The organism is Proteus sp. NMG38-2 (genome assembly GCF_020640995.1).
Taxonomy (GTDB): Bacteria; Pseudomonadota; Gammaproteobacteria; order Enterobacterales; family Enterobacteriaceae; genus Proteus.
This window is the reverse complement of record NZ_CP085481.1, coordinates 4138841-4154239: the sequence shown is the minus strand read 5'-3', so window position 1 is coordinate 4154239 and position 15399 is coordinate 4138841. Positions and strand designations below refer to the sequence as shown.

Here is a 15399-nt window from a genome sequence, read left to right as displayed (position 1 = left end):
TAATTTATAGATAAAACTTGTTCTTTAGTGATAATAAAGGTAATAAATCTATTTATTTGTCTTATTCCGAATGATATTTGATAGATAATACGCAGTAATTAACTTCACCACCTGGTGTTTGCACACTAATTTCATCATCAACTTGTTTACCAATGAGAGCTCGGGCAACAGGAGAATCTATAGAAATCCACTGTTTTGCCGGATCAAACTCATCAGGCCCCACAAGTCTGAAAGTTTTGACATTTTCGTCATCATCTTCAAGCGTGACCCAAGCACCAAAATAAACTTTTCCTTCTTGGCGAGGATCGGGGTCAACAATTTTTAGCTCATCAAGACGTTTTGATAAAAAGCGAACACGTCTGTCAATTTCACGTAACCGCTTCTTTCCATAAATATATTCAGCATTTTCTGAACGGTCACCTTGTGCCGCTGCCTCTGAAACTGATTGTGTGACACGAGGGCGCTCTTCTTTCCAAAGATATTTTAGCTCTTTGTCTAAGGCATACCAGCCATCACGAGTAATATAGTTACTTTTTGCCATTACGAATTAAAACTATCATCAACATTGAATTTCATAAAGATACTATAGCGTGAATGATAAATTAATCTGTTATTTTCCTCATAATTGTCGAGTGTAATCGGAAATTTGCCAAATTTTTTTAGTGTGGCGTGTGTATAATAGCCCTCTTTAAAATTATTCCTCTCGGTAGGTAAATATATTATGAATGAATCATTAAGCCGAATTATTGCAGAAGAGCTCACGGTTAAGCCTCAGCAAGTCCTTTCGGCCATAACGTTACTGGATGAAGGGAATACGGTGCCATTTGTTGCCCGTTACCGTAAAGAGGTCACTGGTGGGTTAGATGATACGCAACTACGTCAGTTAGAAACTCGCCTTAGTTATTTACGAGAACTCAATGATCGTCGCCAAACCATTTTAAAATCAATTGAAGAACAAGGAAAATTAACACCTGAGTTACGTTCTTCAATTAATGAAACGCAAAGTAAAACAGAGCTTGAAGATCTTTATCTTCCTTATAAGCCTAAACGCCGTACTCGTGGACAAATCGCCATTGAAAATGGGTTAGAGCCCTTAGCAGACTTGTTGTGGAATGAGCCACAAAATAACCCAGAAGATGTAGCAACCGCTTATATCAACGCAGAAAAAGGCGTGAATGATACTAAAGCCGCTTTAGATGGTGCGCGTTATATTTTAATGGAGCGTTTTTCTGAAGATGCTGGATTATTGGCGAAAGTTCGTCAATATTTATGGAAAAATGCACATCTTGTTTCCAAAGTAGTGGAAGGAAAAGAAGCCGAAGGTGCGAAGTTTAGTGATTATTTTGACAGTCATGAGCCGATTGCCAATGTTCCTTCTCACCGTGCGTTAGCCATGTTTCGTGGTCGTAATGAAGGTATTTTACAATTATCACTTAATCCTGATCCGCAATTTGAAGAAGCACCTAAAGAAAGCTACGGTGAACAACTGATCACAGAGCATTTAGGATTACGCTTAAACAACCAACCAGCAGATAGCTGGCGCAAAGCGGTTGTAAGCTGGACTTGGCGTATTAAAGTTTTAATGCATATTGAAACAGAATTGATGAGCCAATTACGAGAAAAGGCGGAAGAAGAAGCTATTAATGTTTTTGCTCGAAACCTAAATGATTTACTGATGGCGGCACCTGCGGGTATGCGAGCCACTATGGGGCTTGATCCTGGTTTACGTACCGGTGTGAAAGTTGCCGTTGTAGATAGCACTGGTAAGTTAATTGCAACCGATACGATTTATCCACATACAGGCCAAGCTGATAAAGCGGCTGCCAGTGTCGCGGCGTTATGTATTAAGCATAATGTTGAACTGGTGGCGATTGGCAATGGTACTGCTTCTCGTGAAACCGAACGCTTTTTTGCTGAAACAGTAAAACGTTACCCAGACGTCAAAGCACAAAAGGTAATTGTGAGCGAGGCGGGAGCGTCCGTATATTCTGCATCAGAGCTTGCTGCTAATGAATTTCCTGATTTGGATGTGTCTATTCGTGGTGCGGTATCTATCGCTCGCCGTTTACAAGATCCGTTGGCTGAGCTTGTAAAAATTGATCCTAAATCAATTGGTGTTGGCCAATATCAGCATGATGTTAGCCAAACATTATTAGCCAGAAAACTTGATACTGTTGTTGAAGACTGTGTGAATGGTGTTGGTGTGGATTTAAATACAGCGTCAGTACCATTATTAACGCGAGTTGCGGGGCTTAGCCAATCTATCGCTCAAAATATTATTAATTGGCGTGATGAGAACGGCCGCTTTATTGATAGAAAACAGTTACTCAAAGTCGCACGCTTAGGGCCAAAAGCCTTTGAGCAATGTGCAGGATTCTTGCGCATTCGTGATGGTAAAAATCCGCTGGATGCGTCAACAGTTCACCCAGAAGCGTATCCAGTTGTTGAAAATATCCTGCAATCTACGCAGCAAAAGATTGACGATTTAATGGGAAATAGCGCTTTGATCTCACAGGTTGATGCAAGAGCGTTTATCACAGAGCAATTTGGTCTACCAACAATTAATGACATCTTAAAAGAGTTAGCAAAACCAGGGCGCGATCCTCGTCCTGAGTTTAAAACTGCGACTTTTGCTGAAGGTGTCGAAACAATGAATGACTTAGTTAGTGGCATGATCCTTGAAGGAACCGTGACTAATGTGACTAATTTCGGTGCATTCGTTGATATCGGTGTACACCAAGATGGCTTGGTTCATATCTCCTCTTTAGCTGACCGATTTATTGAAGATCCGCATACTGTGGTAAAAACAGGTGATATTGTTAAAGTCAAAGTTCTTGAAGTTGATTTAGCTCGTAAACGTATTGCATTAACTATGCGTTTAGATGAAGTTGCTGGTGATAGTGAAAATAGACAATCATCACCGAGTAATAGTAATAATCACCCTAGAAATAATAAAGGGCAGAAGCCAGCTCGTAATAACCGCCAATCAACAAATAGCGGTAATAATGCGGGAAATAGTGCAATGGGTGACGCGTTAGCCGCTGCATTTGGAAAAAAACGCTAATAACACATTTATGGTTATGGTGTTAATGAGCTAGAGGCTCTAACGTTGTTGAATGTGGTGTCATGAATATTGATGGCACCACATTTTTTTATTTTGCCTTATTCAAGCTATTTTCTAATAACAAAACATTGATAAAGAAGAGTGCAAACTAAATATCCTCTCATTTACTTTTTATTTTTAATCGGTTTGGTTTTAATCTGACTTAAGCGATATTAAAAAAATAATAAATAAAGTATTCTCTATTTCATCTCTATATTTATTTATTATTGTTTTTATCATCTATCTTCTATTCTCCCCATCGCTGATTACCTTTATATTATAAATATGAGTTGATCGTCTTATAACCTTATTACTAATAAGGTTTTTAAGTGAACTTCTATGAGCTAAAACTGAAAACCATTTTTTCTGTTTATATCAACTCTATTTTAATTAATAGAATGAATATCTATAAGTTTATTTCACCTTTATTAGGTTATTAATATGAATTTAAATAAATTATCGCTTGGCTTGATTTTAGTTTCTGCAACATTACTTGCAGGGTGTGCTTCAGAGTCTTCTCGCTCTTTAGATGTTGCTAAAGTTGCAACCTATAACACGACTTATACAGGGACAAAAAGCGCTATTTCAATTGGTAAGTTTGATAACCGTTCTAGTTATATGAATGGAATATTCTCTGATGGTGTTGATAGATTAGGTAATCAATCCAAAACCATTTTAATGACACATTTACAACAGACAGGGCGTTTTAATGTATTAGATAGAGCTAACTTATCTGAATTAAAAGAAGAAGCGGGTATTAAAGGCCAAAGCCAGCAATTAAAAGGTGCAACCTATGTTATTACTGGTGATGTCACTGAATTTGGTCGTAAAGAAGTGGGTGATCGCCAATTATTTGGTATTTTAGGCCGCGGTAAAACTCAAGTTGCTTATGCCAAAGTGAATTTAAACGTTGTGAATGTAAACACATCAGAAGTGGTGTTCTCATCTCAAGGTGCAGGTGAATATGAACTTTCTAACCGTGAAATCATCGGGTTTGGTGGAACAGCAAGCTATGACTCAACACTTAACGGTAAAGTGCTTGATCTCGCTATTCGTGAAGCGGTTAATAATTTAGTGGCTGGTATTGAGAGCAATGCTTGGCAGCCTTCAAAATAATGCTCATTTTATAAGGATATAACAATGTTAAAATCATTAATGAGCCTTGCTTTTGGCGCACTATTATTAACAGGGTGCGCAAGTGGCCCTAAACCGCTTTATAACTGGGATAGCTATCAACAAGTGGTTTATCAACACTATCAACAAAGTGAAAGTGACCCTCAAGCACAGATTGATACATTAAAGAAAAGTATTGAACTTTCCCGCGCTAAATCATTAGGTATTCCACCAGGATTACATGCACATTTAGGCATGTTATATGGTGCAACAGGTGCATTAGATTTAGCGATGGCTGAATTTAATGAGGAAAAAGCACTTTACCCTGAATCAGCAGAATTTATGGATCGCCTGATGAAAAACAAAGGAATGCAAAAATGAGTCGTTTATTTGCTTTAATGTGTTTTGCGTTTGCGTTGGTATTAACGGGTTGTGCTCAACCTGTCAAAACAGATTACACCGCCTTTAAACAAAGTAAGCCAAAAAGTATTTTAGTTTTAGTGCCACAAAACCACACAACAGAGGTTGGTGCGGGGCATAGTTTCTTATCTCAAGTGACGTATCCTTTGGCTGAAGCGGGCTATTATGTTTTCCCAGTTGCGGTCGTTGAAGAGACATTTAAGCAAAATGGTCTATCAATGGCTGGAGATATTCACGCAGTAAGTCCGAATAAATTGCGTGAAATCTTTGGTGCTGATGCGGTTTTATACTTAGATATCACTGAATTCGGCACGTCATACCAAGTTATTTCCAGTGATACACGAGTCACTGTTAGCGCTAAACTTGTTGATCTCCGTAATGGTGGTGTGTTGTGGAGCAGTTCTGCAACCGCATCAAGTACAGAGACAGAAAGTTCATCAAGTAGCTTAGTGGGAATGTTGGTTTCTGCTGTTGTGAATCAAATCGTTAATACCGTTTCTGATAAGAGTTACCAAATTGCAGGAATAACCAGTGTGCGGTTACTTTCAGCAGGTAAAGCAAATGGTATTTTATACGGCCCTCGCTCACCTAATTATGGTAAAGAAGCAAAATAATTTAATGCTATAAATTAACCATAATAAAGAAAAAGGCTCTGTTTTATGTGATCATAATAAACAGGGCCTTTCTATTTGTTATTATCAAATAATAATAATTCTTATTAGCTATTAAAGGAATGCAGATATTTTAATCAAAGAAATTAGATTAATAACAAAGAAAATAAAATAGAGGGTTATTTTTATTGAAAAGAGAAACCATCCTTGGTTGCTAGTCCGTTTCCTTCCATGGTTAATAATCCATAATTCGGGTATATAAAAGAGACTGATAAAATAAGAGAATGGTCAATTAAAATAAGATAAGGTATGGGGGATGCTATCTTTCCTTGTAATATAGCGACCTTTATTCTTTAAATGACTCTCAAATTTAAATCAAAACACGACTGAGTTGGATATTAATCAATGTTTTGTCCTAGGGTATGTAATATTATAATTTAGGTAAAGATATAATTATTACTATTATTGCAACCATCGAATTACGAGAGAATAAAAAAATAATAAAATTAATATAACGAGATATTTAATTAATTTAAATCGTATTTTGAGTAATATATCGTTTTAAACTCTGGGTAAAAGTTGAGAAGCGTTATTTTAAAATAATAAAGCTTAACTAACATGTTGAATAAACTTAAATTATTCATGAATATCTTTAATGAGTAAGACTATTTTTATGTAATGTGATTTATATCACATATTGTATTCAGGCCGGATAGCCTATGAATAAGAAGATAAGGGGATTTATACGATACCCCTTTCGATCATATTCAGTTCTCGATTTATTGGTTACACTATTATTTCAGATATTCATAATGTCTGTTTGCTGGTATGAGATATCAGCGGTTCACTTTTGGAAGGTAGAGGCATGTCAGAACAAACAATTATTTGGGATCTTGACCTGATCCATAAGTATAACTATTCAGGTCCTCGCTATACATCATACCCAACAGCATTGGAATTTAATCAACAATATGGTGATGCTGATTTTATCAAAGCGACTCAACGTTATCCTGAGCGCCCTTTATCACTTTATATCCATATTCCTTTCTGCCATAAGCTGTGTTATTTCTGTGGTTGTAATAAAATTATTACGCGGCATAAACATAAAGCAGACGAGTATCTTGATGTTTTAGAAAAAGAAATTATTAATAGAGCTCGTTATTTTAAAGACCGAAAAGTGACTCAAATGCATTGGGGTGGGGGTACGCCTACTTTTCTGGATAAGCAACAAATTAGTCGATTGGTTTCGTTATTACGTCAGCATTTTCATTTTGTCGATAATGCAGAGCTTTCTATTGAAATTGACCCGCGTGAGATTGAATTAGATGTTATCGATCATTTGCGTAATGAAGGCTTTAACCGCCTGAGTATGGGCGTGCAAGATTTCAATAAAGAAGTACAACAAAAAGTAAATCGTGAGCAAGACGAAGCATTTATTTTTGCATTAGTAGAGCGTGCGCGTGAAGTGGGTTTTCACTCTACTAGTATTGATTTAATTTATGGCTTACCTAAGCAAACCAAAGAGAGTTTTGCCTTTACATTAAAACGTGTCATTGAATTATCGCCAGATAGATTAAGTGTATTTAATTATGCTCATTTGCCTAATTTATTTGCGGCTCAACGTAAAATTAAAGATGAAGATCTCCCTTTAGCGGAAGAAAAATTAGAAATATTACAAGAAACCATTTCTACGCTAACGACAAATGGCTATCAATTTATTGGAATGGATCATTTTGCTAAGCCTGATGATGAATTAGCGGTTGCTCAGCGCAAAGGTATTTTACATCGTAATTTCCAAGGATATACCACTCATGAAGAGTGTGATTTATTAGGTATGGGTGTTTCTGCAATTAGTATGTTAGGGGATAACTATGCGCAAAATGAGAAGGTATTGAAAGAGTATTATGCGCGTGTAAATAGTGAAGGTAATGCACTATGGCGAGGTTTATCACTGACTAATGATGATTGTATTCGCCGTGATGTAATTAAAACCTTAATTTGTAATTTTAATTTGCATTTTTCTGATATTGAAAAAATGCACGATATTGTCTTCCATGACTATTTTAAAGAAGATTTAGAATTACTTGTGCCAATGAAAGATGATGGTTTAGTTGAAATAACAGCTGATGGCATTCAAGTGACACCAAGAGGACGTTTGCTTATTCGTAATATCTGCATGTGTTTTGATACCTATTTACGAAATCAAATGCGCCAACGTCAATTCTCACGTGTAATTTAATTGATGAAGGGGGTAGAGGATCAATATTCCTCTATCCCTAATTCTTTTAATTTTCGGGTTAATGTATTTCTGCCCCAACCTAATAATCGTGCGGCATCTTGTTTATGGCCTTGTGTATAGGCTAGGGCGCTGAGTAAAAGTGTCCGTTCAAACTGAGGTAATGCATTCGTTAGGATATTGTCTTTTCCTTCAGCTAATGCTTCATCTGCCCATAATGAAAGATGTTGTGACCAATGTTGAGATGAAGCAATTCGACTGATATTTTTTGCTTTCTCATCGGGTTGGCGAATTTCTTGTGGTAAATCTTGAGGCATAATTTCTTGGCTTGCCGTCATTACCGTTAACCAGCGACACACATTCTCTAATTGTCTTACGTTACCTGACCAGTTGTATTCCATCATTATTTGCAAACTTTGCTGATGAAGCGCTTTGGCTTCGACGCCTAATTCTTTTGCTGTTTTTTGTAGAAAATAGCGCGCTAAGCTGGGAATATCTTCAGTTCTATCACGTAATGGTGGTAATTGAATGCGTATTACATTAAGTCGATGATAGAGATCTTCACGAAAATCACCCGCTTGAACGCGTTTTTCTAAGTCTTGATGTGTAGCGGCAATAATACGCACATCAACTTTAACAGGAGCATAACCGCCTACTCGGTAAAATTGTCCTTCAGCAAGCACTCGTAGTAACCGTGTCTGAATGTCGAGGGGCATATCACCAATTTCATCAAGAAAAAGAGAACCCCCATTTGCTTGTTCAAATCGCCCTTGGCGTACTTGAGACGCACCTGTAAATGCCCCTTTTTCATGACCAAAAAGCTCTGATTCAATTAAATCTTTAGGAATTGCCGCCATATTGAGAGCAATAAAAGGAGAAGAAGCTCTTGGGCTGTGGCGATGTAATGCATGTGCGACTAGCTCTTTTCCGGTACCTGATTCACCATTAATAAGTACACTGATTGAGGAGCGAGAAAGTCGACCAATAATACGGTAAACCTCTTGCATTGCAGGCGCTTCACCAATCATATCAGAAACAGATTGCAGAGTAGGTTCAGTCGTATTGGGCTGTTTTTGCTCGCGATAATGCGTAATTGCACGATCAATTAATGCTAAGGTTTCATCAATATCAAAGGGTTTCGGTAAATAATCAAAAGCCCCTTGTTGATAAGCATTTACTGCGGCATCCAGATCAGAATGCGCAGTCATAATTATCACGGGTAAAGTAGGGTAGCTTTCTTTAATGATTTTAAGAAGAGATAAACCATCGATATCAGGCATACGAATATCAGATAGCAAGACATCTGGCATTTCTGTATTGAGGGCGTTAAGTACATCATTTGCATGTTCGAAAGTTTTACATACAAGGCCTTCACGAGAAATTGCACGTTCCAGTACCCAGCGAATAGAGCTGTCATCATCGACAACCCACACATTTCCTTTTTGCATTAGTTATCTCCTACTTAATTGGTAAATAAATAGAAAATTCGGTATTCCCAGGCCAACTGGTAAATTCAATTTTACCTGCATGCTGATCCACTAAATTACGCGCAATTGATAATCCCAATCCATTTCCTCCTTCTCTACCGCTTACCATGGGATAAAAAAGAGTATCTTGTAAGTGAGAAGGGATCCCATCGCCAGTATCAATTACATCAATACGAGCAACAAGGCGATGACGCTCACCATGGAGTGTGACTTGAAAAGCAGTACGGGTACGCAAGATAATCGTCCCTCCTGTTTTTTCAACGGCTTGTAAAGCATTGCGTGTAATATTTAGGAGTACTTGTTCTATTTGATCTGGGTAATGTGATAACTCAGGCAAACTGGGATCGTAATCTTTTAACAAGGTGACATTGTCAGGGCATTCAAGTGAAATAAGTTGAGCCACTCGCTCAACAACATGATGAATACTCTGATATGTTTTTGTTCCTGGGTGTTGTGGGCCAAGTAGTCTGTCCACCAGCACACGCAGGCGATCAGCTTGTTCAATAATAACTTGCGTATATTCTGTTAAGGCAGGATCGGGCAATGATTTTGCCAGCAATTGTGCCGCGCCCCTTAACCCACCTAACGGGTTTTTAATTTCATGTGCCAGCCCCCTAACCAATTCCCTCGCTGCCATTTGCTGTGCTTGTTGTATCTGCTCTTGGCTTAACCGGCGTTGACTATCCATAGGCGCCAGTTCCAGCAAAATGTGTTGCTCGGAAATAGGTTGGGCACTGAGCGACATTGTGTGTGATTGGTTATTAACAACCAATATCACTTCATTGTCAGTAAAGCTTTGTCCACTCGCTAACGTTTCACGCATTAAATCAGCATCAAAAGAGTAATAGCTGAATAAGGCAGTAAAAGGCGTTTCAAATAATTTTCGGCGGCTTTGTGCTAAAACCTGTAACGCAGAATGATTCGCATAACAAATAATAAACTCTTTGTTGATAACCAATACTGAGTGTATCAATGAGTCCAAAATTAATGTGTTATCAGGTAAGTCTGCCGTTTCCATATTGAATACCTCTTTGCACTATTTTAGTGCATCTTACCTTTATTGCATTAATGAACCAATGCGTAAGTGAATAGACGGACTCCTTAAGTGGGAGAAAAGTGCCCATCCGAAGATGGGCAAAATAGCTTCACGGCAAAAAAAAACAGTTTTACATCTTGGCTTAAGTTTTTATCGGTAAAACTTATCTTAAGCGCTGTAATACATTTCAAATTCAAGAGGATGTGGAGCCATACGTACACGTTGAACATCTGCACGTAATAATTCTAAATAAGCATCAATAGCATCGTCAGTAAATACACCACCACGAGTTAAGAACTCACGATCGGCATTCAGTGTATTTAATGCTTCCTCTAGTGAACCTGCGACAGTTGGGATCTCTTTGGCTTCTTCTGGTGGTAAGTCATAGAGATTCTTATCCATAGCATCACCAGGGTGAATTTTATTGATAATTCCATCAAGACCAGCCATTAACTGAGCTGCAAACGCGAGATAAGGGTTTGCTAAAGGATCAGGGAAGCGTACTTCAATACGGCGTGCTTTCATGCTGGCAACCACTGGAATACGAATTGATGCCGAGCGGTTACGTGCGGAGTAAGCCAACATAACAGGAGCTTCAAAACCCGGAACTAAACGTTTATAAGAGTTAGTTGTTGGGTTAGTAAACGCATTGAGTGCACGAGCATGTTTGATAATACCGCCGATGTAATACAGCGCCATTTCAGATAATCCGCCGTATTTATCGCCCGCGAACAGGTTTACACCGTTTTTAGACAGTGACATATGGCAGTGCATACCTGAACCGTTATCACCCACGAGAGGTTTTGGCATAAAGGTCGCTGTTTTACCAAATACGTGAGCTACATTTTGTACCACGTATTTATAAATTTGGGTTTCATCTGCTTTTTTGGTCATGGTATTGAAGCGAGTCGCCACTTCGTTTTGACCTGCTGTTGCCACTTCATGATGGTGTGCTTCAACCACTAAGCCCATTTCTTCCATAATGTTACACATGGTAGAACGAATATCTTGTGATGAATCAACAGGTGGCAGTGGGAAATAACCGCCTTTAACCATAGGGCGGTGCCCTTTGTTACCGTCTTCATATTTTGTGTTGGTGTTCCAAGCTGCTTCAATATCGTTGATAGCGTAAGAAGCACCTGAAATATCGTTTTTAAAACGAATATCATCAAACAGGAAGAATTCAGGTTCTGGCCCAAATAATACGGTGTCTGCAATACCACTTGATTTTAAATAATCTTCAGCACGTTTTGAGATAGAGCGTGGATCGCGGTCATAACCTTTCATTGTGCCCGGTTCTAGCACATCACAACGAATAATCAGGGTTGGATCTTGAAAGAATGGGTCGAGCATTGCGGTTGTTGCATCTGGCATCAGTACCATGTCTGATTCGTTAATGCCTTTCCAGCCACCAATAGAGGAACCATCGAACATTTTTCCTTCTTCAAAGAAATCATCGTTAACCTGATGAGCCGGAATAGTAAGATGTTGTTCTTTACCGCGGGTATCAGTGAAACGTAAGTCAATATATCTAACTTTATGTTCTTCAATCATGGATAACACATGTTCAAGGGACATAGGAACTCTCCTGGCGAATGGTTTTATTGAGTGCAGTGGCCTTACACATTTTTCGGTGAATTTTTTGCTCACCTAAATTCTATTGCGAAAAGCATGCCAACTTATCTAAAAAGGGATATATACTGTATTGATGAAGTTTAGTGTAGAATATCTCCTGTGATTTTTTAATTATTGCACAAAGTTGGTGCAAGTTAAGCCTAATTAGTTGCACTATTTTGGTGCAAACGAACGGATGCTACTAAATTCTGAGGCGTGAAAAGGATCACAATTCAATTAATTGCATATTGTTAAGCAATCATTATTGTGATCTTGTTTAGTCTCTCGTCTAAAGCGTGTACAATACTGCGCTTATTTCTACAATGCCTGAGGCAAATTTTGTGATCGAAAACTTGCGTAATATCGCCATCATCGCCCACGTTGACCATGGTAAAACAACTATCGTCGATAAATTACTACAGCAATCTGGTACGTTCGGTGAACGTGAAACCGTTGCTGAGCGCGTGATGGACTCAAATGATCTCGAAAGAGAGCGCGGAATTACTATTCTTGCGAAAAATACAGCGATTAAATGGAATGACTATCGTATCAATATCGTAGATACCCCAGGACACGCCGACTTCGGTGGTGAGGTAGAACGCGTTATGTCTATGGTAGACAGCGTTCTATTGCTGGTTGACGCGATGGATGGCCCAATGCCACAAACTCGTTTTGTGACACAAAAAGCATTTGCTAACAACTTAAAACCTATTGTTGTTATCAATAAAGTTGACCGCCCTGGTGCGCGTCCAGACTGGGTTGTTGATCAGGTATTTGACCTGTTCGTAAACTTAGGTGCAACTGACGAACAACTTGATTTCCCAATTATCTATGCATCTGCATTAAATGGTATTGCGGGAACAGATTACAATGACATGGCTGAAGATATGACTCCGTTATATGAAGCTATTGTCAAATATGTAGAGCCACCAAAAGTGGATCTGGAAGGCACATTCCAGATGCAAATTTCTCAGTTGGACTACAACAACTACATGGGTGTTATCGGTATCGGTCGTATTAAGCGTGGTAAGGTTAAACCTAACCAACAAGTGACTATCATCGATAGCGAAGGTAATACCCGTAACGGTAAAGTCGGTAAAGTTCTAGGCCATTTAGGCTTAGAGCGTATCGAAGTTGATGTTGCTGAAGCTGGCGATATCATCGCAATCACTGGTTTAGGTGAACTGAATATCTCTGATACGATTTGTGAAGTCGGTGCTGTTGAAGCGCTACCTGCATTAGCCGTTGATGAACCAACTGTTAGCATGTATTTCTGTGTTAATACTTCACCATTCTGTGGTCGTGAAGGTAAATTCGTGACTTCTCGTCAGATTTTAGATCGTCTGAAAAAAGAGTTAGTCCATAACGTTGCATTACGTGTAGAAGAAACTGAAGATCCAGATGCATTCCGTGTATCAGGTCGTGGTGAGCTTCACCTGTCAGTTCTGATTGAAAATATGCGTCGTGAAGGTTACGAATTAGGTGTATCTCGTCCTAAAGTTATCTTCCGTGATATTGACGGCCGTAAACAAGAGCCTTTCGAACAAGTTACTATCGACATTGAAGAACAGCACCAAGGTGATGTGATGCAAGCGATGGGTGAGCGTAAAGGTGAAATGCGCGATATGCAACCAGATGGTAAAGGACGTGTACGTTTAGACTACATTATCCCTAGCCGTGGTCTGATTGGTTTCCGTACTGAATTTATGACCATGACATCAGGTACTGGTTTACTGTATGCAACATTCAGTCATTATGATGATGTTCGCCCAGGTGAAATCGGTCGCCGTAATAACGGTGTTATGATCTCTAATGGCCAAGGTAAAGCCGTTGCTTACGCACTGTATAGCTTACAAGACCGCGGTAAATTATTTGTTACTCATGGTGCAGAAGTTTATGAAGGCCAAGTAATTGGTATTCATACTCGCTCTAATGACTTAACAGTAAACTGTTTAACAGGTAAAAAGCTAACTAACATGCGTGCTTCTGGTACCGATGAGGCGACAACGCTGACTCCACACCTGAAACAAACATTAGAACAAGCATTAGAATTTATTGATGACGATGAGTTAGTTGAAGTAACTCCGCAGTCTATCCGTCTGCGTAAGCGTTATCTGTCAGAAAATGATCGTCGTCGTGCTTACCGTAGCAAAGACTAATTCATTATTCTGATAACATAATTCTTAGGGCGCGTTAGCGCCCTGAGTTTATACTCGTCATACTTTAAGTTACAGGGGTGTTGATTACACTCAACTAGTCGAGTTACATAGTTTATCTATGTTCCCCGCCTATCTGTAATTCAAATTATTTAGAGTATAGGTACTATCAGTACTATAAGACGAATGCGGTGGTTTATTTACCATCGCATAAGTTTTTCTTCCTCAAGTTAAATTTACAACTTAAGTGTTGTTTATTACTCAAAATACAACTTATAAGTTGTTTTCTGGTATCAATATCAAAAATCATCATCCACCCTATTATGCATTATAGATAATGATGCTTTTAGTCTCATTTTTCGTCTCTCCCTATTCTGGTTTTATGTTTTACAAAAAAATTAAGTGTGATTATTGTACTTTTTTAGCGTTTAAGCCTGTTCAGTAAAGCGATTTATGATTAAAGTAAAATGAGTTTTCTATTATGGAGAGGATTTATGCTTTATATCTTTGATATGGGTAATGTGATTATTGATATCGATTTTAACCGGGTATTCGCAGTATGGAGTAAACTCAGTGGTGTTCCATTAGCGAACATAAAAAAGAACTTCACCACAGGAGAGATCTTTAAATTACACGAACGCGGCAATATTACAGACATCGAATTTGCAGAAGAAATCAGTTCAGAATTAGGCATGAATTTAAGCTTTGAACAGTTTGCTGAAGGATGGCAGGCTATTTTTATCGCAGTTCGCCCCGAAGTCATTGATATAATGAATAAATTAAGAGAGCAAGGACATCGGGTTGTGGTATTATCAAATACTAATCGCTTACACCAAGATTATTGGCCAGAACACTATCCTGAAATTGCAGCTTCCGCAGATTTTCTCTATCTATCTCAAGATATTGGAATGAGAAAGCCTGATCCTGAAATCTATAAATATGTTTTACAGTCTGAAGATATTGAAGCACAAGATGCCGTTTTCTTTGATGATGTAAAAGCCAACGTTGATGCTGCCATTGCTGTGGGAATAAAAGGTGTGCATGTCATTGATAAACAAACCATCATTGACTATTTTAAAGATTATGATTTTTCTCTCCCGGTAGAAGAATAATGCTATTGTAAGGATAACAATATATTGAATTTGTTATCCTTTTTTATTGATTCATTTTGGAGAGAGTATGATCGCGTTAATTCAACGAGTGACACAGGCAAACGTGGATATTGCCGGTGAAACAGTGGGCGCTATTAATCAAGGCTTATTGGTTTTATTAGGTGTAGAGAAAGACGACAACGAACAGAAAGCCAAAAGATTATGTGAAAAAGTGTGCGGTTATCGCATCTTTAGTGATGAAAACGACAAAATGAACCTAAATGTGCAACAAGCTGGTGGCAGTTTATTAGTTGTCTCTCAATTCACTCTTGCCGCAGAAACACAAAAAGGAATGCGCCCAGGATTTTCAAACGGCGCGCCGCCAGAATTAGCGAAAAATCTCTATCACTACTTTATTGAACAGTGCCAGCTACAAGGCTTAGAAACGCAAACAGGCCAATTTGCCGCAGATATGCAAATCACACTGACTAATGATGGCCCTGTTACCTTCTGGTTGCAGGTATAACGTCAA

12 protein-coding genes are annotated in these 15399 nt (G+C 38.5%); 8 read left to right on the top strand and 4 right to left on the bottom strand.

What is annotated here, in order from left to right; genetic code table 11:
* Positions 1 to 61 precede the first annotated feature (61 nt).
* A complete protein-coding gene (gene greB / locus LG402_RS19450; RefSeq protein ID WP_006534574.1) occupies positions 62 to 541 on the bottom strand; it encodes a transcription elongation factor GreB in 480 nt (159 codons plus the stop codon).
* A 180-nt stretch (positions 542 to 721) separates the two neighbouring features.
* On the opposite strand from greB, the gene LG402_RS19445 reads away from it, so the two are divergent.
* From LG402_RS19445 to hemN, 5 genes are all read left to right on the top strand, one after another.
* Entirely contained in the window at positions 722 to 3064 is a 2343-nt protein-coding gene (locus LG402_RS19445; RefSeq protein ID WP_227336152.1) for a Tex family protein, read from the top strand.
* Positions 3065 to 3544: 480 nt separating this feature from the next.
* Positions 3545 to 4219 carry a CsgG/HfaB family protein gene (locus LG402_RS19440; RefSeq protein WP_166539125.1) on the top strand — a complete coding sequence of 225 codons (675 nt, stop codon included), beginning with the start codon at positions 3545 to 3547 and terminating at the stop codon, positions 4217 to 4219.
* Between the two features lie 24 nt (positions 4220 to 4243).
* Complete coding sequence (locus LG402_RS19435; RefSeq protein ID WP_166539124.1) at positions 4244 to 4597, top strand: DUF4810 domain-containing protein; 354 nt, start codon at positions 4244 to 4246, stop codon at positions 4595 to 4597.
* Positions 4594 to 5250 carry a DUF799 domain-containing protein gene (locus LG402_RS19430; protein ID WP_109408968.1) on the top strand — a complete coding sequence of 219 codons (657 nt, stop codon included), beginning with the start codon at positions 4594 to 4596 and terminating at the stop codon, positions 5248 to 5250. The genes LG402_RS19435 and LG402_RS19430 overlap by 4 nt, the downstream gene beginning before the upstream one ends.
* A gap of 862 nt (positions 5251 to 6112) precedes the next feature.
* Positions 6113 to 7486 carry an oxygen-independent coproporphyrinogen III oxidase gene (gene hemN, locus LG402_RS19425; RefSeq protein ID WP_166539123.1) on the top strand — a complete coding sequence of 458 codons (1374 nt, stop codon included), beginning with the start codon at positions 6113 to 6115 and terminating at the stop codon, positions 7484 to 7486.
* 20 nt (positions 7487 to 7506) lie between these two features.
* Here hemN and glnG read toward each other — a convergent pair whose 3' ends face one another.
* From glnG to glnA, 3 genes are all read right to left on the bottom strand, one after another.
* Entirely contained in the window at positions 7507 to 8931 is a 1425-nt protein-coding gene (gene glnG, locus LG402_RS19420) for a nitrogen regulation protein NR(I) (RefSeq protein ID WP_109408966.1), read from the bottom strand.
* Between the two features lie 10 nt (positions 8932 to 8941).
* Entirely contained in the window at positions 8942 to 9988 is a 1047-nt protein-coding gene (gene glnL / locus LG402_RS19415; protein WP_109408965.1) for a nitrogen regulation protein NR(II), read from the bottom strand.
* A 186-nt stretch (positions 9989 to 10174) separates the two neighbouring features.
* Complete coding sequence (gene glnA, locus LG402_RS19410; protein WP_072068833.1) at positions 10175 to 11584, bottom strand: glutamate--ammonia ligase; 1410 nt, start codon at positions 11582 to 11584, stop codon at positions 10175 to 10177.
* 359 nt (positions 11585 to 11943) lie between these two features.
* Between glnA and typA the strand changes: the two genes are divergently transcribed.
* The 3 genes from typA to dtd all read left to right on the top strand — a co-directional run bounded on the left by typA (position 11944) and on the right by dtd (position 15393).
* On the top strand, positions 11944 to 13779 hold the full coding sequence (gene typA, locus LG402_RS19405) for a ribosome-dependent GTPase TypA (RefSeq protein WP_166539122.1): 1836 nt from the start codon (positions 11944 to 11946) through the stop codon (positions 13777 to 13779).
* Between the two features lie 491 nt (positions 13780 to 14270).
* Positions 14271 to 14888 carry a glucose-1-phosphatase gene (gene yihX / locus LG402_RS19400; RefSeq protein ID WP_109408963.1) on the top strand — a complete coding sequence of 206 codons (618 nt, stop codon included), beginning with the start codon at positions 14271 to 14273 and terminating at the stop codon, positions 14886 to 14888.
* 67 nt (positions 14889 to 14955) lie between these two features.
* Positions 14956 to 15393 carry a D-aminoacyl-tRNA deacylase gene (gene dtd, locus LG402_RS19395; protein WP_072068830.1) on the top strand — a complete coding sequence of 146 codons (438 nt, stop codon included), beginning with the start codon at positions 14956 to 14958 and terminating at the stop codon, positions 15391 to 15393.
* Positions 15394 to 15399 lie beyond the last annotated feature (6 nt).